General features: G+C 45.5%; 15 protein-coding genes and 1 pseudogene. 7 read left to right on the forward strand and 9 right to left on the reverse strand.

Going from position 1 to position 24423, the window contains the following annotated elements; translation table 11 throughout:
* Positions 1-337 precede the first annotated feature (337 nt).
* Entirely contained in the window at positions 338-1786 is a 1449-nt protein-coding gene (locus H6F56_RS00075) for a bifunctional orotidine-5'-phosphate decarboxylase/orotate phosphoribosyltransferase (protein ID WP_190664794.1), read from the forward strand.
* 91 nt (positions 1787-1877) lie between these two features.
* Here H6F56_RS00075 and H6F56_RS00080 read toward each other — a convergent pair whose 3' ends face one another.
* The 3 genes from H6F56_RS00080 to H6F56_RS26670 all read right to left on the reverse strand — a co-directional run bounded on the left by H6F56_RS00080 (position 1878) and on the right by H6F56_RS26670 (position 4820).
* On the reverse strand, positions 1878-2723 hold the full coding sequence (locus tag H6F56_RS00080) for a RusA family crossover junction endodeoxyribonuclease (RefSeq protein ID WP_190664795.1): 846 nt from the start codon (positions 2721-2723) through the stop codon (positions 1878-1880).
* Positions 2724-2904: 181 nt separating this feature from the next.
* Positions 2905-4611, reverse strand: coding sequence for an ABC-F family ATP-binding cassette domain-containing protein (locus H6F56_RS00085; protein ID WP_190664796.1), 1707 nt, complete (start codon positions 4609-4611; stop codon positions 2905-2907).
* An 86-nt stretch (positions 4612-4697) separates the two neighbouring features.
* A complete protein-coding gene (locus H6F56_RS26670) occupies positions 4698-4820 on the reverse strand; it encodes a hypothetical protein (protein WP_255513655.1) in 123 nt (40 codons plus the stop codon).
* 44 nt (positions 4821-4864) lie between these two features.
* Between H6F56_RS26670 and rpmI the strand changes: the two genes are divergently transcribed.
* The 3 genes from rpmI to H6F56_RS00100 all read left to right on the forward strand — a co-directional run bounded on the left by rpmI (position 4865) and on the right by H6F56_RS00100 (position 6428).
* Positions 4865-5062, forward strand: a complete 198-nt coding sequence (rpmI, locus tag H6F56_RS00090; protein WP_190664797.1) for a 50S ribosomal protein L35 — start codon at positions 4865-4867, stop codon at positions 5060-5062.
* Between the two features lie 111 nt (positions 5063-5173).
* Positions 5174-5527, forward strand: a complete 354-nt coding sequence (gene rplT / locus H6F56_RS00095) for a 50S ribosomal protein L20 (RefSeq protein WP_190664798.1) — start codon at positions 5174-5176, stop codon at positions 5525-5527.
* Positions 5528-5603: 76 nt separating this feature from the next.
* Positions 5604-6428: a transporter substrate-binding domain-containing protein gene (locus H6F56_RS00100; RefSeq protein ID WP_199312498.1), complete on the forward strand. Its 825-nt coding sequence runs from the start codon at positions 5604-5606 to the stop codon at positions 6426-6428.
* Positions 6429-6516: 88 nt separating this feature from the next.
* Here H6F56_RS00100 and H6F56_RS00105 read toward each other — a convergent pair whose 3' ends face one another.
* The 5 genes from H6F56_RS00105 to H6F56_RS00125 all read right to left on the reverse strand — a co-directional run bounded on the left by H6F56_RS00105 (position 6517) and on the right by H6F56_RS00125 (position 20274).
* Positions 6517-7824 (reverse strand): sensor histidine kinase, encoded by a 1308-nt coding sequence (locus H6F56_RS00105; RefSeq protein ID WP_190664799.1) that lies wholly within the window; start codon positions 7822-7824, stop codon positions 6517-6519.
* Positions 7825-8230: 406 nt separating this feature from the next.
* Complete coding sequence (locus tag H6F56_RS00110) at positions 8231-10066, reverse strand: GGDEF domain-containing response regulator (RefSeq protein WP_190664800.1); 1836 nt, start codon at positions 10064-10066, stop codon at positions 8231-8233.
* 88 nt (positions 10067-10154) lie between these two features.
* Entirely contained in the window at positions 10155-15203 is a 5049-nt protein-coding gene (locus H6F56_RS00115; RefSeq protein WP_190664801.1) for an MHYT domain-containing protein, read from the reverse strand.
* A 235-nt stretch (positions 15204-15438) separates the two neighbouring features.
* Positions 15439-19482 carry a GAF domain-containing protein gene (locus H6F56_RS26030; RefSeq protein ID WP_242031819.1) on the reverse strand — a complete coding sequence of 1348 codons (4044 nt, stop codon included), beginning with the start codon at positions 19480-19482 and terminating at the stop codon, positions 15439-15441.
* A gap of 564 nt (positions 19483-20046) precedes the next feature.
* Positions 20047-20274, reverse strand: coding sequence for a hypothetical protein (locus tag H6F56_RS00125; RefSeq protein ID WP_190664802.1), 228 nt, complete (start codon positions 20272-20274; stop codon positions 20047-20049).
* A 35-nt stretch (positions 20275-20309) separates the two neighbouring features.
* On the opposite strand from H6F56_RS00125, the pseudogene H6F56_RS26035 reads away from it, so the two are divergent.
* From H6F56_RS26035 to H6F56_RS00135, 3 genes and pseudogenes are all read left to right on the forward strand, one after another.
* Positions 20310-20966, forward strand: a pseudogene (locus tag H6F56_RS26035) (HMA2 domain-containing protein); the annotation flags it as partial.
* 336 nt (positions 20967-21302) lie between these two features.
* Complete coding sequence (gene tatC, locus H6F56_RS00130) at positions 21303-22046, forward strand: twin-arginine translocase subunit TatC (RefSeq protein ID WP_190664946.1); 744 nt, start codon at positions 21303-21305, stop codon at positions 22044-22046.
* 606 nt (positions 22047-22652) lie between these two features.
* Positions 22653-23840, forward strand: a complete 1188-nt coding sequence (locus H6F56_RS00135; protein ID WP_206753382.1) for a PAS domain-containing sensor histidine kinase — start codon at positions 22653-22655, stop codon at positions 23838-23840.
* 76 nt (positions 23841-23916) lie between these two features.
* On the opposite strand, the gene H6F56_RS00140 is transcribed toward H6F56_RS00135, so the two are convergent.
* The gene (locus tag H6F56_RS00140; protein WP_190664947.1) at positions 23917-24234 is read right to left on the reverse strand and encodes a DUF3067 family protein; all 318 of its coding nucleotides are present in this window, start codon (positions 24232-24234) and stop codon (positions 23917-23919) included.
* Positions 24235-24423: the final 189 nt, after the last annotated feature.

The raw sequence follows: 24423 nt of genomic DNA on the forward strand, positions 1-24423 counted from the left end.
CGGTTTTCGGTTGATGTGACCCACTCGCAGAACCGTTCCCAAACGTTGGCGCTTTCGCGGCGTTGGAGAGTTGTGGTCATTTGTTTATGATTGCTATTGATTTTTCGAGGTGCTTATGATGTTGGGCAGGTGTTTGCCTGCTTGAATATTATATTACTCATCTTTCTTTACATTTAGCAACATTTTAAACATTATTTTTACTTGTACCTGTGTTTTGATTAACTTATCTAAGATTCAATAGATCGAAAGAATATAAGTTTGCTGTAAGCTGTGCCCCATCGCGTTCCTGTAGCGTGTTGCGTTAAAGAGGCCGGCAACTCCCGTAGAGGAAAACCCCATGAACTTCTTCGACAAATTGCTTTATGCTATTGAACGCAATCAAAGCTTACTGTACGCAGGACTTGACCCCGATCCAGAGACTTTGCCTCAGCGATATCACACCGGCACCGACAGCGACCATCTCCTGACAGGTCTGCGGGACTGGTTACAAGACTCCATCGCCCAAACCGCAGGTTTCGTTTGCGCTTACAAACTCACCCTCGGCTTTTACCAGGCGCTTGGTGTTCCGGGATTAGAATTGCTCCAGCAAACCTTAGCCGCTATTCCAGCGCTGATTCCAGTAATTTTAGATGCCAAGCACAGCGACCTCAACACCAGCACAGTTTTTGCTCGAACAGTGTTTCAAGAGTGGGGTGTGGATGCTTGCACCTTAAGCCCTTATGCCGGCCTTGATCAGGTTGCCCCCTTTTTGGTTTATCCCGGCAAAGCAGTGTTTGTTCTTTGTGCCACCGCCAATTCTTCGGCGGCAGAGTTGCAGGAATATCCAGGTCAAGAATTGCCCTTTTATTTACACTTGGTGCAGGCAGCGAAAACCTGGGGGACTCCTGAACAACTAGGCTTAGAAGTGGGTGCAGCGACACCGGAAATTTTGGCCCGCATCCGTGGGGAAGTCCCGGAACGCCCAATTTTACTGGAGGGAGGCTGGCGAGATGATCGGGATCTGGCGAAGATGCTGGGTGCCGGTTTGAATGCTTATGGGGACGGCTTGTTGCTGCCGGCACCTCCACATTTGTTGGCAAGCGAACAGCCGGCTGAGGAACTGAGGGCGTTACGCGACACAATTAATGAGGAGCGGTTTAAAGTTATGGAGGGAAGCCCCACCTGTGACTTATGGCTGCCAGATGTTTGTTTTTTACAGCATTCTGCCCACCGGGATTTGATCTTGCAACTTTATGACATTGGCTGCATTACGTTTGGCGAGCACGTCCAAGCCTCTGGAGCAATATTTCCCTATTACATTGATTTGCGAAAAATTATTTCCCAGCCGCAAATTTTCCATCAAATTTTAAGCGCTTACGCTGAAATTATTCAACACCTTGAATTTGACAGAATCGCCGGCATTCCTTATGGTTCCTTACCTACTGCAACCGGCTTAGCACTGCGCTTGAAGCGTCCGATGATTTTTCCTCGCAAAGAGGCGAAAGCTTATGGAAGTGGACGGGTGATTGAGGGGAATTTCCATCCAGGGGAAAAGATTGTGGTAGTGGATGACATTCTGATTAGTGGAAAAAGTGCGATGGAAGGTGCGGAGAAACTTCAGTCTGCCGGTTTGAAGGTGGAAGATATTGTGGTGTTTATCGATCATGAAAAGGGCGTAAAAGATCGGTTACACGAGAAAGGATATCGCGCTCATTCTGTTTTAGGCATTTCTGAAATCGCTGAAACTTTACATCAAGCAGGCCGAATTGATAGTGAGCAATTCCGGATGTTTGCAGATGCACACTGATTGTCGCTCATGAGCTTCTATTCACAGGTGCTTTTTCAACATAAAGGAGTGCAAAGAGGGGTTTTTAGCCGGCAAAGTTTCTTGCTCCAGCTTACTTGGCACTTTCTGGGCTGGGAAGTGGAAGTAAGGTAATTTGAACGCCTTGGGTTCCTTGAGGAATTAATTTAAAATAAATTTCAGGAATGTAGGAAAGATTGTCATTTTTGATGACGCCGGCAGCAACCAGAGAATCAAGACAACTGCCAACAATATTGTCTCCATCTGCGTTCATTCGATGTTTTCCAATTAAACGAACTTTGACGGCTGCCCGCTGAAGGGGAAGCACCGGCAGCGAACTTTTTTCGCCCAACTGCTTAAAAATTTCAACTTCCGCATGATTTCGCCACGCCCGATAACGGGGGGGTAAAAATGTACCGTTAGCCGTGACTCTAGGGCGGGCTTTGGGAACTACACCACCTGGAATAAAAAAGGTGAGAGTATCGGTTGCCGGCAACAAGGTTTCTTTGGGAGAAATGGGGGGTGCCGGCTCTAAAGTAGCAGCAATTTGAATGGGTTCCTCAACATTAGAAGAAAGCTCAGCTCGCTCACGATCTCTCAGCGCCAAGGCACTCGTTTCGCTTGCCGGCAGAATGGCGGGAGATGGCACTAATTTTGGCCAGCCTCTAGCTATTTGCATATAGGTTTGGGCAGTTCGTTCCGAGACGGTGCAACATTCCTTCAGCCAGGAAAGCCACCCTTCAGGAGTCAGTTGCTCCTGAGCTTGTAAAAGCCATTCTCCGGCGTTGCGGGCGTGTAGCAGCCCTATTGTGGGAAATGCCACGCACTGCTGATGGGAGCTATTAATGCGTGCTGCCAGCTCCGCTTGTGGGAGAATGGCCGGGGATTTCTGCACGAGCCGTTCTAGGAACGGGGGTAGCAATTGGGTTGTTTGTGTCAAGGATTTTTTTAAACTCGCCGCTTTCAAGCTACCACAGCCAACCTACTGGGCAAATACAATTAGCCGGTTGCCCAATGAATGTAGGGTTAAACCCCCCCGGCTCCCTTACGGGTTCACGCCCCTACACCCACACTTTTAGGCAAAAGTCAACCCAAAAATTAACATCCCATTAAACGCCCACTTACTTTTTCGCCCCATCCTTTTTCGTCTTCTGCTTTTCTCGCTTTGCCGCATCCTTTGCTGCTTTTTCTGCGGCTATCTTCTCTTGACGAACTTTCTCCTTTTCCTCTTCAATCTTGTTCAAATAATACTGATAGTCTCCCAGGTACTCGCGCAATTCGCCTTCGCGAATCTCAACAATTTTGTTAGCAACTTTGGAGATAAAATATCGGTCGTGGGAAACGAGAATCACTGTTCCCTCATAATTTTGCAGGGCTTCCTCCAGCATTTCTTTGGCTGGAATATCTAAGTGATTTGTCGGCTCATCCAAAATCAGTAAATTAGCCGGTCGTAGCAGCATTTTTGCTAAAGCTAGCCGAGCTTTTTCTCCCCCACTAAGCGCCGCTACTTTTTTGAAAACCGTATCGCCGGTGAATAGAAAGCGCCCTAAAAGGGTACGGACTTCTTCATTTTTCCAGTCTGGAACTTCATCATGAATCGTTTCCATGACGGTTCGATTCAAATCTAAAGCTTCCGCTTGATTTTGCTCAAAGTAACTGGGAATAACGTTATGCTCGCCGAGTGTCACCGTGCCTTCGCTGGGTTTTTCCATCTCCATGATCAGATGCAGCAAGGTGGATTTTCCTGATCCATTTGGCCCCAAGAAAGCCACGCGATCTCCCCGCTCAATCAGCAAATCTGCGCCTAAAAACAAGATTTTTTCGCCATAAGTATGAACTAAATCTTTGATAATGACGACTTCACGACCACTGCGCGGGGGGTTAGGAAATTGGAAGCGCAAGCTGCGGACATCTGCAACAGGTGCGTCGATGCGCTCAATTTTATCCAGTTGTTTCTCGCGGCTTTTGGCTTGCGTGCTGCGAGTGGCGCTGGCACGGAACCGATCCACGAAAGCTTGCTGCTGTTCGAGTTCTTTTTGCTGGCGCTCGTAAGCGCTGAGTTGGGCTTCTTTTAGCTCTGCTTTTTGGTTTAAATAAGCCGTATAATTGCCCGAGTAGGTGGTAGAAACGCCGCGCTCGGTTTCGACAATTTGGGTACACAGCCGGTCTAAAAAGGCTCGGTCATGAGCGACGATTACCATTGGAATCGTTAACCCTTTGAGATAGGTTTCCAACCATTCAATGGTTTCTAAATCTAGGTGGTTCGTCGGTTCATCTAGCAGCAGAAGATCGGGACTTTGCAGCAGGATTTTTCCTAAACTCATCCGCATCTGCCAGCCGCCACTGAAGGCACTAACTAAACGCTCGCCATCTTCGGGTTCAAATCCCATTTCTGGCAATATTTTCTCAATTCGAGCGTCGAGTCCATATCCGTCTAAGCCTTCAAATTGACGTTGCAGGCGATCCATTTGATGAATCAGTTTATCCAGTCTTTCGGGATTGGCTGTTTGCATTTCATGGTGTACCTGCGCGAGCGCGTGCTGCACGTCATTTGCTTCCTTAAACACCGTCCAAAACTCTTCGCGTACTGTGCGTGTGGGTTCAACTTCAAATTCTTGAGTTAAATAGGCGATGTGTAAACTCGCAGGACGAACGATTTCACCGGCACTCGGTTCAATTTCACCGGCAATGATTTTCAGTTGGGTGGACTTGCCGGCACCGTTGACCCCAACCAACCCGATCCGATCGCCTGGTTTAACCTCCCAGCTCACGTCTTTCAGAACTTCGCCCGTGGGATAGATTTTACTAATATGTTCTAATCGCAGCATCAGAGTCTCCAGAATCAATGAGGTAACGGGAAATCAAATTTCTGAGTGAGCGCTTGGCTATCTCTTAAAAGTTATCAGCTACCCACTTAATCTTGCCAGAAAGTTTCCTCGGCTGCCGAACTTAAAACTTTCTCATTTTTCTGCCTAGGCTGCGCCTCCTCAAATGCCGGCTCATCCTGACCCCGGCTGCGATTTGTGCAAAAATTCAAAATAAGTGATATGCTTGTCGATTGTGTCTAATCAACTCTAGACAATGCCTAAACTAAAAACTCGCAAAGCAGCCGCCAAGCGTTTTAGAGCGACCGGCAGCGGCAAAATTATGCGCCGCAAAGCTTTCAAAAGTCACTTGCTACAGCACAAGAGTACAACGCGCAAGAATACTCTTTCCAAAATGGCTGTGGTGGATGAACGTGACGCAGACAATGTGCGCTTGATGCTCCCCTATTTATAAGTCAGTCAGCGCTCAGTTGTCAGCCGGCTTTGAGGCTTGAGCTTACAACTGACAACGGAGAGCTGGCAACTGAACCCTGAACTCTAGCAACTAACACGTAACCAACTAGCCATGACACGAGTTAAACGCGGTAATGTAGCCCGCAAACGCCGCAAAAAAATTCTCAAAATAGCCAAAGGATTTCGGGGGTCTCACTCGAAACTCTTCCGCACAGCTAATCAGCAGGTAATGAAGGCGTTGCGTAGCGCCTACCGTGATCGCAAAAAGCGCAAGCGGGATTTCCGGCGTCTGTGGATCGCCCGCATCAACGCAGCAACGCGTCAACATGGCATGAGCTACAGCCAGTTTATGGGGAATTTGAAGAAAGCAAATATTCAAATCAACCGCAAAATGTTGGCTCAATTGGCAGTTCTTGATGCTGAAAGCTTCACCAAAGTGGTGGAAATGGCCAGCCAGGTCAAGTAAAAATTTCTCCCTTACCCCGTTTCCAGTAGAGGTGCGTCAGCGAACTGTCTCTACTGGAAACGATTGAGAAATAAAAATGAGGAAAAAGTCTCTTCAATTTTTAAGTTTTAATTTCTTATTTTTAATCGCTCTGGCATTGTGCTTGAGTGTAATGCCGGCAGTCTTTACACCACCGGCACCCGTAGCGGCAGCAGAAATGAAAGCTATCAAAAAGCGGGGCCGGTTCATTGTTGCCGTGAAGGATAATTTGCCGCCCTTGGGCTTTAGAGACAGCGCCGGCAACTTGCAAGGGCTGGAAATTGATATTGCCCGCCGACTGGCGGCAGAGGTGTTAGGAAGCCCTGATGCGGTGGAATTGCAGCCGGTAGCCAATCAGGATCGGCTTTCTGTTGTGTTAAATGGCCAAGTCGATATTACCATTGCCGGCGTGACTGCAACCGAAACGCGGGGCCGGGTGGTTGATTTTAGCGTTCCCTACTATATGGATGGCACCGGCTTTGTCACGAAAAATGCTTCGGTAAGCCGGTTAGAGGACGTGGGAAAACAGACCATTGTTATGTTAGATAACTCTGACTCAATTGCCAATGTTCTGTATTTTCTCCCCAATGCCAAACTCATTGGCGTAGATTCTTATGAAGCAGGGCGAATGCTAATAGAAAGCGGTGAAGCCAGTGTCTTTGCCGGCGATGCCAGCGTCCTTGCCGGCTGGGTGCAAGAGTATCCAGATTACCAGATTTTACCGTTTCTCCTATCTGCTGAACCGCTATCTATCGTGATGCCAAAAGGATTGCAATATTCCCCGCTTCGCGTGCGAGTGCATAATGCAATTCGCCAGTGGACAGCAGAAGGTTGGTTGCGAGAACGGGCAGCATACTGGGGCTTGCCGGTGCCTCAAGAATAGGCCGGTTAAAAAAATAAACTTTTAAATAATCAAAAAGCTGCGACACGAACTTAATCGAGCGTCTAATTTACTAGATCTCATCAAACTTTTATTTTTTGATAAGATATACAGGAATTTCTACCACAAACTCCGCACCCTTTTCTGGAAATGAATTACAGGTTAATTTCCCTTTATGCTTTTCCACCACAATTTGATAGCTTGTTGATAACCCTAATCCACTTCCTTTCCCCACCTCCTTCGTTGTAAAAAAGGGATCAAACAAACGAGATTGCACTTCTTCGCTAATCCCGGCACCATTATCTTTAACTCTAATCGTAATACTCTCTAAGCCGGTTAACTCAGTGCTAATCCAAATCGTTGGAGGAGAAGATTCTGGAAAATCTTTTCCTATACCTAGCTCTAGAGCGTCTACGGCATTCTTTAAAAGATTTAGAAATACTTGATTCATCTGGCTAGCATAACAGGTAATTAAAGGTAAATTTCCATAGTTTTTGATCACTTTAATTTCAGCTCGGCTTCCTTCCTGCCTGAGTTGCGGCTGCAACAGAACTAAAGCACTATCAATTCCCTCATGAATATCTACAGCTTTAATATCCGATTCACCCAAGCGGGAAAAAATGCGTAATGCTAGGATGATTGTGTGGACGCGATCAACTCCCGTTTGCATTGAACTGATTAGTTTTTCAAGATCGACAACTAGGAAAGTCAGGTCAATTTGTTGAATAGCCTCTTGGATAGAAACTGAAGGATTGGGATATTCTTGCTGATAAAGATCGAGCAATTTTAGCAATTCTTTAATATATTGACGGGCAGGAGTAAGATTACCGGCAATAAAGCTAATCGGGTTATTAATTTCGTGAGCAATTCCAGCAACCAACTGGCTCAAGCTGAGCATTTTTTCTTTATGAATTAGTTGAGCTTGAGTTGTTTTGAGTTCCGTTAAAGCGTTTTTAAGCTGTGTGTTTTGAGTTTGAAGCTTATTTTGCAGAGTTTGGATAGTTAGTTGATTTTGAATCCGAACTAAAATTTCTTCAAGATGAAAAGGCTTAGTAATATAATCTACGCCTCCAACCTGAAACGCTTTTACTTTATCTAAAACATCATCCAATGCACTTAAAAAAATCACTGGAATTGTGCGAGTTTCATCGTCTTTTTTTAAAACCTCACAAACTTCATAGCCGTTCATTTCCGGCATATTAATATCTAATAAAATTAGATCAGGCGTAACGGTTTTTGCGGCAGTTAATGCCATTTTGCCATTAATTGCTTTACGAACACTATAGCCCTGTTCTACCAAAATAGAAGATAAAAAGCGAATATTATCCGGTGTGTCGTCAACAATCAAAATATCAGGTTTTTGAAGACTGTGCGGATGGTGAATCATTTGGCTTAACATAGAAAGGTGAATTAAGAAAATTTAGAGTTCATAAAAAACTGTTTTCAGAGTTTATTTTATCTGATATCATTAACTAAAGAATTGCTATGATTAGCAGTTTGACAAAAAATAATTAACTTATATAACTAAGTGTTATGACTTATTTCTTTAGCTTGATCAAGCGCCTTACCCGCAGTCACTAGCAGGGCTTCTGCTGGGAAAATTCCATGTTTGCGTATTAGATTGGCAATGCCCATGCTGAGGTCAAAAAATTGCTGGCATTTGATTTGGCGCGAACAATTTAAAATGGTTACCCCTCTGGTTGTATAGGTTTAGCTCCACACACAGCATTTTGAACGTCTGTAGCCAGTAAAACTGTACCCAACTCTTCTACACCGGCACCAGCCACTAAACCTTCAAACATCTTTCACCAGTGAGGTGCTGATATAATCAGGTCAGTTGCTTGTTTTTCTGCCAAAGGTTTAGAAAATAAGTAACCTTGACCAAAGCTACAGTTAAGATTCCTTAATTGAGCTAACTGTTCCCCTGTTTCAATGCCTTCTGCAATTACATTCATTTTAAATGCCTCGGCAATGCTCATAATGGCTGGGACAAGTCCTAAATTATCTGGGTTTCCATCCATGTGGCGCACGAAGGCGCGGTCAATTTTGAGGTTATCAACGGGAAAGGAATGGAGGTAACTCAGAGAAGAGTAACCCGTTCCGAAGTCGTCAATACTCAACTCGATGTGCCGTTCTCTTAGTTTTTGGAGAACATTAGCGGCGGATTTAGCATTATCCATAATTACACTTTCGGTAATTTCTAGTTTGATGGTGTGGGGATCAAGTTGCGTTTCCTTTAGAATTTGATCGATTTGTTCAATTAAGTCTGGTTGAGCAAACTGGCGCACCGAAAGATTGACACTCATCGTCAGGGGATATTTTGTGAGTCTTGCCTGATTCCAGAGGTGAAGCTGACGGCAAGCTTCGCGTAAAACCCAAGTGCCAATCGGATTAATTAAACCTGTTTCTTCTGCTAGAGGAATAAATGCTCCGGGAGGAATCAGCCCCCGCTGCCGGTGATGCCAGCGCACTAAAGCTTCAAACCCAACAATGGTGCCGGTGTTGAGCGCAATAATTGGCTGATAGTGGAGGATCAGTTCTTGTTGATTAACAGCTCTGCGAAGATCCGTTTCGAGATGCAAACTTTCGACGGCTGCATCGTGCATTGCCGGCTCAAAAACGCGATATTGACCTTTTCCGGAAGTCTTCGCGCGGTACATTGCTGTATCTGCATCCCGCAACAAATGTTCAGGCTGCTCGTAACTACAATTTCCCAAAGCGATGCCTATACTGGCATTAATAAACACTTCTTGTCGTTTCAGTGGAAAGGGTAAAGAGAACGCTTTAAGTATTCGCCCAGCTACTTGAGTAGCACAATTGAGTGCTTCAACTTCTGTTAGGAGGAACGCAAACTCATCACCACCCAACCGAGCGATCGTATCGTTTTTGCTCAGTAATCCTTCTACGCGACGTGCAAGAGCAACCAACAGTTCATCGCCGGCTAAATGACCAAGAGAATCATTGACGACTTTAAAACGGTCGCAATCAAGAAACAAGACAGCAAACTGATAGTGTGAATATTGTTTAGCATAGTTGAGCGTCTGTTCTAAACGCTCCATAAATAAAACGCGGTTAGGCAAACTCGTGAGAGCGTCATAATGTGCCATCTTCAGCAGTTTATCTTCGAGGAGCTTGCGCTCGATAATCTCCCGTTTCAGTTCTTGATTAGTGACTTCTAGCTGATGGGTGCGCTCTCTCACTCGCTCTTCGAGTAAGATGTTAAGTTGTTGATTTTGGATTTCTGCTGCTCTTAGCGCTAGTTGATTTTGAACACGGACTAATACTTCTTCTATTTGAAAAGGCTTGGTAATATAGTCTGCACCTCCGACTGCAAAAGCTTGGACTTTATTAATAGCCTCATTAGAAGCACTCAGGAAAATTACCGGAATTTTGGAGGTCTCCAACTCTGCTTTGAGCTTTTCACAGACTTCATAGCCATCCATCACCGGCATCTTAATATCGAGCAAAATCAGATCGGGTACAAGCGTTTGCACAGCAGTCAACGCCATCTGCCCACTTAACGCTTTGCGAACGTTATACCCCTGACCATTGAGCATGGTAGAGAGAAGACGTAAGTTTTCAGGGGTGTCGTCAACAATGAGGATGTCTTTTTGGGTAAGGTCAACCTGATAAGAATTCATCTCAAGTTTGTTGAAATTATTGATTTAATGCTGCTCATTGATGTGGTAAATGGTAAAAAATCCCACCGTCCCTCTCAATCTCCCGATTCTAGCCCAAAGCCGGTTGAGATAATTGCATAATTTTATCAAAACGAAAATTGTCCACTAAGTCAGTTAAAGCGATAGCCAGCGCGGCATTTTCTTTAGGAATTTGCTCAATCAGTTCCAACAGCAACAAATCGCTACCTTGAGAAGCAGCATGATAGAGCTGTTGCACCCAATGTGCCGGCATCACTTGCAAACCAGACGGCTCCAACCGTGTTGAAATGGGGCGCCCTTCTGGGGTAAAACCGGCTCTAGAACACTCGTTGGCTGGAGTTTCATAGAGATAGCGCACCCCTAAATGTTGGCTGATTTTTAGCAGCATTTCCTGTTCTCGGAACGGTTTGCGAACGAAGTCATCACAACCGGCATCCAAAATTACTTGGCGATCTTCTTCAAAGGCGCTAGCAGTTAAGGCAATAATCACAGTCGATTTACCTAATTCAGTGGCTTTGATGCGTTTGGTAGCTTCATAGCCATCCATCACCGGCATCTGCATATCCATCCAGATTAGGTGGGGTTGCCAGCTTTGCCACAGTGTTATACCTTGAGAACCGTTCTCAGCCTCTTTCACCTCAAAACCGAGGGAAGTTAACATTTTGAATAAGAACAGCCGATTGGTTGGTTTATCCTCAACAATCAATAGTCGGTAGGTAGGTTGGTTGGGGGCTAACCCCACGATCTTCTCAGTGGCCGATTCTGTAGAATTGAGTTCACAACTCAAAACCGGCACCACCTGAATATTAAACTCAAACACACTGCCCACCCCAACTGTACTGCTCAGGCTAAGATTTCCCCCCATTAGTTGCACAAACTTTTGCGAGATGGGTAAACCCAAACCCGTGCCGGCACTTGACTTGAGTCCGGAACTGGTTTGTCCAAAAGCTTCAAACAACTTATCAAACTCCTTCGGGTCAATACCCACTCCTGTATCGACCACTTCAAATCGCAGCCTCACCGGCAGCTTTGAGGAAACAATGGATTCAACGCTAACACGCAGGGTTACACTGCCTTTTTCCGTGAATTTAATCGCATTGCCCAGCAAATTAATTAAAACTTGACGCAATTTACTTTCGTCGGTTTTAACATATTGCGGCACGTCTTGAGCGTGTTCAAAACTTAGGTTTAACCCTTTGTCTCTGGCTTTAATTTGTAGTAACTCAAACAGATTGTCTAGCAGGCGATAGAGGTCAAATTCATTTTCATGCAGTGTGGTTCGCCCTGCCTCAATTTTTGACATCTCCAAAACATCGTTAATCAATTCCAGCAGATGTTCCCCACTGCGCGAAATAATCCCTACCGACTGCCGGTGTTCTGTATTTAAGCTGGAGTCTCGGTTCATCAGTTGAGTAAAGCCGAGAATCGCATTGAGTGGAGTTCTCAATTCGTGGCTCATATTAGCCAAGAATTCACTTTTGGCGCGGTTCGCACTATCGGCGGCAACTTTAGCTTTCATCAGTTCCACCGATTGTTGTTGAGTTTGGGCAAGCAGTTGTGCTTGCTGGATAGCCACTCCCAATTGTGCGCCGATCTGAACGACCATTTTAATTTCCGCCGATTGCCAGTGGCGAGGGCCGCTATTTTGGTAGGTGGCCAGTAATCCCCATAACTGGTTACTACAGAAGATGGGCACGATGATGTAGGCTCGTGCTTGGAATCGTTCTAAGAGTTCCAGGTAACATTGATCGAAGCCGGCTTTGTAGATGTCTGGTACGCACGTGTAACTGCGTCCTTGTTTATAGATTCCGCCGGCAGTTTCTTGTAGGTAAGTGTCGTTTACTGTGCTATCTTCCCTCCCCAAGATTGGAGCGACACAATCGGCTTTATCAACCGCGACTTTCTTGAGATCAGATTGCTGCTTTTGTTCTTCTACAAGCACTTTCCAGCCGGCTGCCACCGATTCTGATACGAATTCCCCACTCCAGTCTGGGTTGAACCGATAGACTGCGACGCGTTCGCAGTTTAATGCTTGGCGCAACTCTTGGGTAGTGGCGCTAAATATTGAATCGATTTCTAAGGTTTGCCGCATTCGCTGAATCACGAAGGCAATGGCTTTTTCTCGTTCTGCGCTCTCTTGTAGGGCTAACTCCGCCTGCTTGCGGTCTGTGATGTCAATCACTAAACCATCCCAGATAATACTGCCATTCGGTTGCGGGTCAGGCCGAGCGTTGCCTCGTAGCCATTTGAGTTCGCCGGCAACGAAAACTCGCCAGATGCAATCCCAAGGTTTAAGCGTCTGTGCTGAAATTGCAATTGAGCGATTGAGACTGTCAATATCATCCGGATGCGTCAGCTTCCAAGACGCGCTAGCATTCTCTACCACCGCCTCTGGTTCTAGCCCAAAGATTTCGCGGCTGCCGGCGCTGGCATATAGAAAAGCTCTTGAACCATCGGGGTAGAGAATAAATTGATAAATCATCCCCGGTACGTTCTCTGCCAAATTCTTATATCGGCTATTGGTGTGTTGCAGTGCCGCTTGTGCTTCTTGACGTGCCTGACTGATGGCGATGAACTCGTTGACTAATTTCAACAAATTAATCTCTTCTTGGCTCCACAGCTTTGAGGCGTGAACCGCATCGAGACCCATAAAGCCTAAAACCTTGTCAGAGTAAAGCGTGGGAACGGCAAGCCGAGACTGAAAGGATATAACTTCTTGATCGGCTGCTGCGGCATTTGTGAGTAAGAACTCGGCGGGGATTTGAACAGTTTTGCCACTCAATAGCTGGCTGTGACCCCACACATCAGTCTCAATCGGCCACAGTTGGAACTTATTAATCAATGGCTTAATTTCTTTGTCGCACCACTCGTGGGTCATCATTAAGTAGCGCTGGTTGTCGCAGTAACGGAAAAGATAGGTGCGCTCGCTCCCCAGGAACTCACCCACGGCTTGCAGGGTAAAATCTATGGCATTGTCTAGGTTTTCGTCAATGAAGATCCGGGAAATACGGCTGAGCAAACTGTCCATTTCGGCTCTTTTTGTCAGCAAGTCGTCTGCTAATTTACGCTCTAGTTCTACTCCTGCTCTGGCAACAAAAATTTGTAAAATCATTTCTTTGCCTGGCTCGTGAGCCATTGGCTGCACGTCGAGAACAGCTAAATTGCCGATTGTATTGCCGTCAGAATCTCGGAGCGGAATTCCCCAGTAGCTTTGTGCGCCTAATTGAACCAAAGCTTGGTGAGTTGGAAAAAGTTGTTGCAGTCCTGACGGGTAAAAGCGAACGATTCCTTCCACGACATTTTCGCAAGGGGTGCCGGCTAACTCGTAGTCGAAATTTTCGCCAAAGTCTTCGCCCATCCAGAATGCTAAGGTTCGCAATTTAGTGTGGGTATGATCGGCAAATTGGGAGACTAAGGCGTAACGAACTCCCAAAATTTGGGCGAGATAGCGGACACAAGAGCGAAAGAACTCATTACCGGCTGCAGAAGCTGTCCCCTCAGCAATTAATTGCAGTGCCGCTTCTCTCTGCTTGCGTTCGGTAATATCGGTATGGGAACCGGCTACACGGTAGGGTTGGCCGGTTACATCCCACAAGCCTAATCCACGGGTGAGAATCCAACGATAGCTGCCATCTTTATGTAATGCTCGGAACTCCACCTCGTAGTTGGGAATTTTTTTGGCTAAATAGGCAAGCAGCACTGCAAACACTCGATCTGAATCTTCTGGGAGCAAAACTTTTTTGAAGGACTCTATGTTGTTGGCAATTTCTGAATCTTCATAGCCCAACATACTTTTCCATCGGGGGGAAAGATAGGCATAGCCGGTGTGAAGATTCCAGTCCCAAATCCCGTCGTTAACTCCTTCGACAGCTAAGGCAAACCGCTCTTCACTTTCCCTGAGGGCGGCTTCAGCTTGTTTCTGATTTGTGATCTCGCTGAGGGTGCAAATAACTCGCTCGACGCTCCCATCTTCAGCAAGTTGCGGTCTGGCATTCACTAACAGCCATGTTTGCCGAACCGGGCATGAAGGATAAGGGGTAGAAGCCGAATTTTTTTCCTCGTTTATCTTTTCCTCTTCATAATTTATTTGGATTGCCATGACTATGTTGTTAATCGGTTGGTGCAGAGCAATCGCCTGTTGCACGGGGAGTTCTGTCAGTGAGAAAGGTGTAAGATCTTCACGCAGGAAAAGCCTATTTGCACCAAATACTTGTTGTTCTAAATTTTCTGACTTGAGCTTGAGAAGATTAATCGCGGCCTGATTACAAATCACAATTTCGGCATTGGAATTGAGCAGCAAAACACCGACTTCCATTTCGCTGATCAGCATCCGAAAGCGTTTTTCACTTTCTTGCAAGGCTTGCTGCCGTACTAAGTAAGCTGCTAAACGCTGGTCGAACAGAGACGTTAAGAGGGCCAAGCTTAAAATAAATAAAGTCGCAATCCCAATGGCCATCGCCAGCCAGGACTGATTCATTGCTGATGGCTGCTCTACCGGCAAATGCTTGTAGGGAATAAAATGAGTCGCCACCATGCCGGTGTAGTGCATCCCGCTGATGGCTATTCCCATAATCAAGGCGCTGCCGAATTTCTGCCAGATCAGTCCTTTTGAGGATTTATTCTGTAGCCTAAAAGCTAGCCAAAGGGCGGCAAAAGAGGCGGTGATGGCGATGGCAACGGATAGGCTGACGAACCTCCAGTCATACTCTATCCTTGCCTGGAGTCGCATTGCTGCCATGCCGGTGTAGTGCATCCAAGCGATAGCTATTCCCATGCATACACCACCGCCGGTTAAAAGCGGTATTGAAACAGAGCGACTCAATAGCCACAAAGCAATGCTAGAGGCAAGAATCCCGCACATCAGCGAGAACAGGGTGATCCCAACATCGTAGCTGACAGACTCAGGTAATTGGAAAGCGAGCATGGCAATGAAGTGCATTGACCAAATGCCGGTTCCCATTGCCACCGCGCCACCAAGGAGCCAAAAGAGGCGTCCCCGTTCGACAGCAGAGCGCACGCGTGCGGCTAAGTCTAAGGCGGTGTAAGAGGCAATGACCGAGATCGCAAAGGAAAATATTGCTAAACCTAAGTTGTAAGTGCCGGCCATTCCGATATGCATATTTTTTTTAAAGTTACAGATTGCTAAAAACTAATTAGTATCAAGTTCTGGAAGACACTTTTTTGATGATAGCTTCCCTTTCCTCCCATTTATTTATTGATTTAATGCTAACCTAATTTTTTAATCTCCCATTCGAAAAAAAATTAGTTTTTGAGGCTTATATTGTTAACAACAAGAAAGATAAATTTATTGTTAAATCTTAATAAGATTATTTTTGAATCTATCTATTTAGTTTTTAAGCTTTCTCAACGAAAGGAGATTGAGATAATTCCATAATTTTATCAAAACGAAAATTCTCCACTAAATCAGTTAAAGCGATAGCTAGAGAGGAATGTTGTGGTGGAATCTGCTCAATGAGTTGTAACATCAAAAAATCGCTGCCTTGAGAGCCGGCATGATAGAGCTGTTCCGCCCAATGAGCCGGCATCACTTGTAACGATGAAGCAGACAGCTTAAACGCACAACCAAGCAATTCATCCTGGATGGCATCGGCTTGTTGGCTCTGTGGGACGTTGTTAGCTTCGTAAATATATTGCACCCCTAAATGTTCGCTGATTTTCAGCAACAGTTCTTGTTCTCGGAACGGTTTGCGAATGAAGTCATCACAACCGGCATCCAAAATTACTTGGCGATCTTCTTCAAAGGCGCTAGCAGTTAAGGCAATAATCACCGTCGATTTACCCAATTCAGTGGCTTTGATGCGTTTGGTAGCTTCATAGCCATCCATCACCGGCATCTGCATATCCATCCAGATTAGGTGGGGTTGCCAGCTTTGCCACAGTGTTATACCTTGAGAGCCGTTCTCAGCCTCTTTCACCTCAAAACCGAGGGAAGTTAACATTTTGAATAAGAACAGCCGATTGGTTGGTTTATCCTCAACAATCAATAGTCGGTAGGTTGGTTGATTGGGGGCTAATCCTACGATCTTCTCAGTAGCTGGTTTAGTGGGGGCAATATTAGAACCCAAAACCGGCACCACCTGAATATCAAACTCAAACACACTGCCCACCCCAACCGTACTGCTCAGGCTAAGATTTCCCCCCATTAGTTGCACAAACTTTTGCGAGATGGGTAAACCCAAACCCGTGCCGGCACTTGACTTGAGTCCGGAACTGGTTTGTCCAAAAGCTTCAAACAACTTATCAAACTCCTTCGGGTCAATACCCACTCCTGTATCGACCACTTCAAATCGCAGCCTCACCGGCAGCTTTGAGGAAACAATGGATTCAACGCTAACACGCAGGGTTACACTGCCTTTTTCCGTGAATTTAATCGCATTGCCCAGCAAATTAATTAAAACTTGACGCAATTTACTTTCGTCGGTTTTAACATATTGCGGCACGTCTTGAGCGTGTTCAAAACTTAGGTTTAACCCTTTGTCTCTGGCTTTAATTTGTAGTAACTCAAACAGATTGTCTAGCAGGCGATAGAGGTCAAATTCATTTTCATGCAGTGTGGTTCGCCCTGCCTCAATTTTTGACATCTCCAAAACATCGTTAATCAATTCCAGCAGATGTTCCCCACTGCGCGAAATAATCCCTACCGACTGCCGGTGTTCTGTATTTAAGCTGGAGTCTCGGTTCATCAGTTGAGTAAAGCCGAGAATCGCGTTGAGTGGAGTTCTCAATTCGTGGCTCATATTGGCCAGGAATTCACTTTTAGCGCGGTTCGCACTATCGGCGGCAACTTTAGCTTTCATCAGTTCCACCGATTGTTGTTGAGTTTGGGCAAGCAGTTGTGCTTGCTGGATAGCCACTCCCAATTGTGCGCCGATCTGAACGACCATTTTAATTTCCGCCGATTGCCAGTGGCGAGGGCCGCTATTTTGGTAGGTGGCCAGTAATCCCCATAACTGGTTACTACAGAAGATAGGTACGATGATGTAGGCTCGTGCTTGGAATCGCTCTAGCAGTTTTAGGTAACATTGATTGAAACCGGCTTTGTAGATGTCTGGGATGCTTTTGTAGCTGCTTCCTTGTTGGTAGATTCCGCCGGCAGTTTCTTGCAGGTAGGTGTCTTGGATTAATTTAGGGCTGCTTTGTAGAGTTTTCGCTATGCAATTGCTGCCGTTGACTGCGATTTGTGTCAGCTCACTTTGTTCAGTTTGTTCTTCTACAAGCACTTTCCAGCCGGCTGCCACCGATTCTGATACGAATTCCCCACTCCAGTCTGGGTTGAAGCGATAGACTCCGACGCGTTCGCAGTTTAATGCTTGGCGTAATTCTTGGGTGGTGGCGCTAAAGATTGTCTCAATTTCTAAGGTTTGCCGCATTCGCTGGATCACGAAGGCGATGGCTTTTTCTCGTTCTGCGCTCTCTTGCAAGGCTAACTCCGCCTGCTTGCGCTCTGTGATGTCGCGCACGATAGAGATCACTTCAGAGCTGCCGCAGGCTACAATCCGAGCCTCATAATCGTGAAGTTGGTCATCAATGGGTAATTCATACTCTAAGCGTTGAATCTCGCCAGTTTCAAGCACTTGATCGCAGGCGGAGCGTAGATTCTGAGCAAGATTTGGTGGGAAGATTTCTTGTAACGTTTTGCCCTGAAATTGGCCGGCAGGGAGAAAAGTTTTGATGTCTTTGGCCGGCTTGAAATCAATACAAGTGCCATCAGCGCTGCTGCGGAAAATCATGTCTGGTATCGCATTCAAAAGGGCGCGATTGGTGGCTTCGCTTTGACGCAGTATTTCTTCTGCTTGCTTGCGATCTCGTGATTCCATCGCTAAGGCAGCCATATAGGCCAAATAACTGGCAAAATTTTGTTCCTCAATTGGCCAGTGTCGAGCGGTTCCCGTATGTTCTAAACAAATGACTCCCACCATTTGCCCTTTGAAATGAATCGGGACATCCAACATGGAGGCAATTGATAAAGGAGTTAGATAGGCAGTGCTAAACTCGCGCGTTCTAGGATCAGTATGAGCGTTTCTTGCTGCAATGACTCGGTCTGTCTTTAAAGCTTGGAAATAATGGGGATAGTCAGTCATAGCAAGCATCATCCCCTTGCTATGCCGGTTAGGTGTCAATTCATATAAATCAGCACAAGACAAACAGGATTTATCTTGCTCATAAAGCCAAACACTGCCTCGTTCGACGTTGAGAATTTGGGTTGCCAGTTGGGTAATGGCTTCTAAAGCGGCACTAAGATTGCCGGCATATAAGCTCTTACTTTTTGCGAGTTCAAGCAATCCGGCTTGTTGCTTTCGCAGGCGAATTCCGCTTTCTCGCAAAGCAGATTCGGCGGCAATTCTTACGTTAATTTGTGTTTCCAAGACAGCGTTTGCTTGTACTAACTCAGCGGTGCGTTGGCGCAGTCCTTGGGTCGCCTCGTTGACCCGAATTTCTGATTCCTCGTAAGCACGACGCAGCGCCTGTTCTGCTTTCTCTCGCTGGAGTTCGGCTGCAGCTCTGGCAGCGAACACCTTCATAATCGTCTTGGCGTTTTCTTCATTTGCTAAGGGCAGGTCATTGTTAATACATAGTGTGCCGATTACCCGCTGCTTTCCATCTAACAGGGGCGTTCCCAGGTAACATACTGCTCCCATGTCTTTCAACCCCGCAGCATTGGGGAAGAGTTCCCCTACTTTGTCTGGGTAGTAGCATAAGCTAGCTTGCTCTATAACCTGCTCGCAGGGAGTGCCAGCCAGGTTATATTCAAAGTTCGTCTCTGCTTTGCTGCCGGCCCAGAATGCAAGGCTTTTTAAACTTTGAGGCTGTTCGCTCCCCACTTCTGCAACAAAGGCGGAGTTAACGTTTAAAGCCGTTGCTAAATTCTGCACTAAGGCTGGGAAAAATTCTTCTCCTGTGACAGAGGCTGTCCCTGTCAGAATACTCTGTAAGGTTTGCTCTGTCTGCTGGCGTTCCAGAATTTCTTGCTGTAGTTGCCGATTGATTGCTTCCAGTCTGTCTGGAGTTTGAAGCGCTAAAAATTGAGGCAACAGCGTTACCATTTGTAAGGCTGTGTAACAGGAAACTAAGGCGGTTAAAGCTTGCTCGATTCCTGTTAACCAGTAAGCTGGGTGCCACAGCGTCCAAATCTCAAGTAAGTGTCCTGTACCACACAGGATAATAAACGCTCCAAATAAGACAAATATCCCTAGAAACGGCATATCCTTTCGCTTATACACGAAATAGATGAGCATTGCCGGGATTGAAAAATAGGCGAGGGCAATTAGTAAGTCACTGACAAGATGTAACGCTAACAGTGGGGTTTTCCACAAATAGCAGTGACCGTGAGGCATGAATTGGCTGGGTGAAACGAAGTTTTTAAATATTTCCCACATTGGCCAAAGCTCTAAAATCTCTCTAAGGTTAATTGTGCTTTATTTAAAACTTTGAAGTAGCAAAAATAAATTATTTCTTTATATAAATGCACCCATTAAAATTAATTAAAAGCGACGCTATCAATGAACGCCCATCTTTTTTGCAAATCTTCATATACTTATGATATTTTCTTTCTGCCGGCTTGTCCAGTCTGAGCAACTACAGCCGAACTCGGTCGAAGGAAATAGGTAGCTTAACTGCTTAACACAAAAATATCTTTTTTTAATAATGGATTGTTTTTCATAATCTATGATTTCTATAGTCTGCATAAATAGTATCTTGTGTTACTTAAAGCCGATAATTTCATCATTAATGCTTACTAGGAGTCTCTTATTTAGAAAGCTCTACATATTTTATAATTTATGTCAATTAGAAAATGTACTGTCAGATGGATTTTAGCCCAGAGGGTCAGATGAAATAGAGGGGGAAATAGGGTGAAGGGGAGATGGGGTGAGGAATGCACGGAGTTTAGCCGACTCGTTTACAAGCCAAATGAGAGGCACCTTCGCTTAGCGGGTTGCCGGCTAGTGCAAATTAGATGTACGTTTCTGTAGTGGCGCGCCGGCAAAGTGAGGAGTCGTTCGCAGAACTGCTAAGCCAGATACAATAGTTAACAGATATGGAACGGTAGGCCAGATGACGCCTTCGCCAAAACTGGAGACTTCAAAATCAGTGAGCCAAAAACCGGCACTGTTATGGTGCGCTTGATGTTGAAACGGCTGAGTGCCCTTAAGAAAAATTTGCTCGATCACTTTGAAATCTTACTAAGTTGGAGTGGAGAAAGGGAATGGCTGATGAGACAGCGCCACAGGAAAAGCGCGTCATTCAAGTAGCGCACGCAATACCGGGACGTGTGCGCCTGCGAATTACGGACAAAACCTTTGAGCCGGCATTGGATGCCTTGGCGCAGGAGTTACGGTTGCACGATGGCATTTATGAAGTTTGTAAAAATCCTGAAACTGGCAGTGTACTGATTTCCTTTAATTCAACGATGCTGCCGTTGCCGGTGTTGTTAGAAGAACTTGAGGAGTATGGGGTTGCCGGTTTAAACTCTCAGATATCGGCAGCAAATCAATCGAAAAAACCAATTATGCAACCTTTTAACAGTCCAGAAAGCAATATTAAAAATGGCAGTAAGGAAGTGAACCAAGCACAGCATTCACTCGAAAATTCCAACTCTAAAATTGAATATCGCCTTCTCCATGCAATTCGCGGACGGGTGCGGTTTGGGGTACCTCGCCTCGCCACTGATCCGGAATATGCCTCACGCCTAGAGCAGTTGAGTGCAGCCGCAGCCGGTGTTACAGATGTTCGCGTGAACCCTGTAGCCGCATCAATTGTTATTAGTTATAATGCCGGTGCGGTTTCTGATCCTCAGATGCGTTCCCATGTTGCCGAGTTAATTCAATCTGCCGGCAATCTGCAAATTTCAACTGAACCTGCGCCAACTTCGGAAACAGAGGCAGAGATTGCGTCAGAAAAAGTTATTGATTTATCGCCGAAATTTCCACCCCTCACTTCAGATATTGAGCCTCAAATAGATCCGCCAATAGATGAGCCAGCCTTGGTTTCAAGCATCGAGCCTGAAATATCTGAGCTAAGCTTGGATGAGGTCGTAGAATCTCAACGACTTGATAAATTAGCACCCAGTGAGCTATTACCGACACCTCAAAGCTTGCCGGTTGAAAGTCAATCCTTTGACACTCAACTTGAAATCGAAACTATAGAAAACCGTTCGACTGATTTAGCTTTGCTGCCGGCACCAACTGATAGTAGTATCATGCCGGCATCCGTTGATCAAGATGACGATCTTGAAGAATTTCCCGATGATATTGAGATGTCTTTGTTCGATCATTTGGAAGAATTGCGACAACGGATTTTTTATTCGCTGATCGCTGTATTCTTTGGTATCGTTGGCTGTTTCGTCTTTGTCAAGCCAATTGTCCAGATATTAGAAGTGCCGGCTCAAAGCGTCAAATTTATTCAAATTGCTCCGGGAGAATATTTCTTTGTTTCCATGAAAACTGCCGGTTACAGCGGTTTGCTGGTAGCCACGCCTTTTATTCTCTACCAAATTATTCAATTTGTTTTACCTGGACTAACAAAGCGCGAACGTCGCTTTTTGGGTCCTATTGTGCTAGGTTCTAGCTTTCTATTTGTAGGCGGTTTGGCGTTTGCTTATTTTGCATTAATCCCTGCAGCCTTGCAATTCTTAATCAGCTACGGTGCTGATGTCGTAGAGCAATTGCTGTCAATTGATCGCTATTTTGAATTTATTTTGCTGCTGTTGTTTAGCACCGGCATCGCCTTTCAAATTCCCGTCATCCAGATGCTACTCGGTTTGCTAGGGATTGTTTCCTCAAAACAAATGCTGTCTGGCTGGCGTTATGTGTTCCTGGGTGCAGCTATTTTAGGCGCGGTTCTCACGCCTTCCACCGATCCTTTAACCCAATGCCTGTTGGGTGGTGCTGTCGTCACCCTCTACTTTGGAGGCACGGGTTTAGTGATGCTTTTGGGACGCTGAAATCGAGCCGATTAGAAGTTTCGGTGCAGTTAATCTATCAATTCAGATTTCCTGATTTATCGAAAAAGACTTAAAAAATAGCCGTTATCGAATGCTGCGGGTTGCCAGCCGAAGCAAATTAGATGTAAATGAATTGACCCGCGAACAGGCCGATTTTGGCGAGGTTCAACCACGCCCCGTCCTGTAGCGTGTCATAATTTTAGGTATAAGGCCCTGCCACATTTGGAGCCAGGGAGCGTGTAGAATATCCCAAAGTAGGATTGCATAGATGTAATCAATACATTCTATAAAATATTTTGTAATTACAGATACCCATTCAACAACTAAATTTTTGTACCCTAGTTTATAGCAGCTTTTTATGATTAAAAATGGAAACCCAAAAACCCCTATCTATACCGTTGATGAAAAGCATCACCCTAAATCTCTAAAATTTCTTACCTCTGCTACAAGGATTCGATGGCATCTACCGCTCAGTAGTGTTTAACCCTAATTGCTTGCAATCTTAACTAAAATGTCGCCCCCTGGTGGCCGCATACGTTAGGTTAAAAGAGAAGATCCGTTGACTGGAACCTTACAGCGTTTGTGACTTATCGAGCGTGCTGAACAATGTCTTTGAAAGTCGAACTTCTAGAGCCTCACGTAACAGAGTTTGAATCTAGACTCCACTCCAGCAGAGAGCTAACGGAGCAAATGCCAACGCCAACTGAACTCATGTACCGCAGCTTTGTGGAAAACGCGGTTGTGGGGATGTTTCAAGCAACAACGAGCGGGCGTTTTTTAATGGCAAATCAGGCATTAACTCGCATCTGCGGTTATCAGATGCCGGCAGAACTGACAGCTTGTACTATCAATCTTAAAGCGCTATTGTACGTCGCTTCAGGCCGGCATACAGAATTAATCAATTTGTTGCAGCAACAGGCAAAGGCCTACAAATTTGAATCTCAGATTTATCGCCTAGATGGCAGTAAAATTTGGATTTGTGAAAACCTCCGCGCTATTTTTGATGCTAACGGCCAAATGCTCGCTTATGAAGGGACAGTCGAAGATATTACCGAGCGAAAACAGGCAGAAGCCGCACTGCAAGCCGCACTGCAAAAAGAAAAAGCACTCAAAAATCATTTTGTTTCAATGGTGTCTCATGAGTTTCGGGCATCTTTAACACTGATCGCAGCGGCTAGCAGCCTCCTCAAGCTTCACAGTCAAAAAATGACCTCGGAGCTGAGGCTGAAATATTTCAATAAAATTGCCGAAGTTATCAAGAGCACAGTCGAGTTAATTGAAGGATTTATCACCATCAGCAAGGCTGAAGTTGGAACTTTAAAAATCAACAAATCGCCTCTTCTTTTATCAAAACTTTGCAAAGATGTTTGGCAAGATGTTCAAATCATCACTGAAACAAACCATCGGCTCATCTTTTCTAACAATTGCCCGTGGGATACAGTCATTGCTGACAAAACGCTGCTGCGCCAAATCCTCCTTAATCTATTCTTAAATGCGGTAAAATATTCACCCGAAGCCAGTTCAATTAACTTAGAACTTGCCGGCATTAAGGATAAGATTGTGATTCGCATCAAAGATCAGGGCTTGGGGATTCCCTTGGAGGATCGGGAACACCTGTTTGAGCTTTTTCATCGCGCTCAAAATGCGTCTGCCTGCGCCGGCACAGGGTTAGGACTGGCCATTGTTAAACAAGCGGTGGAACTGCATGGCGGCAACATCTCGGTTGAAAGTGAAGTGGGAGTTGGCACAACGTTTACCGTAACGCTGCCGGTGCTACCCGATTCAAATTGTTAGTTCAATGTTGTTTCCAGCACAAAAAACCAACTTAATCGGCAAATCTTATCGATTAACGACACCCAATAGCCTAACCTTAAAACTGTTCCAGCAGCCATTCAGACGCTCGTTCACCCAAGTCTAAGGGGATGCTGACCGCTTTGCCAAGGCGGGGGTTTTCACGTGTTTGCTGAATATACTTTTCCACTTGTGCCACGCTATCCCAAGCATGAAGATAACTGGCGATCGCATCGAGATGCGCTAAATAATCTCCCTCATCCATAGGAAAAGAGGCTTGTTCCAGGTACTTCCACATCACCTGAACAAAAATTTTACCTCGAGTCCGCCGCAGTTGAATATCGTATGAGCGTCCCCATTTATTCAGCAACAGTTGGCGCAGATCGTTGCCGGTCATTGATTGCAATACCGATTTTTGATTTTGGCTGTAAAGCTAACGAAGCAAACGCTTTAACAAAAGCGAGCGCCAGATGTATGGCTGCTGAGAAACGTAATTTGATAATAAGCTTTTAACGCTAGCATATCGTGGAAGAATATGCTAGGGGCTTTACATTTATTAAGAATTCGATACTAACTTCAAAAAATG

The organism is Microcoleus sp. FACHB-672 (genome assembly GCF_014695725.1).
Classification (GTDB): Bacteria; Cyanobacteriota; Cyanobacteriia; order Cyanobacteriales; family Oscillatoriaceae; genus FACHB-68.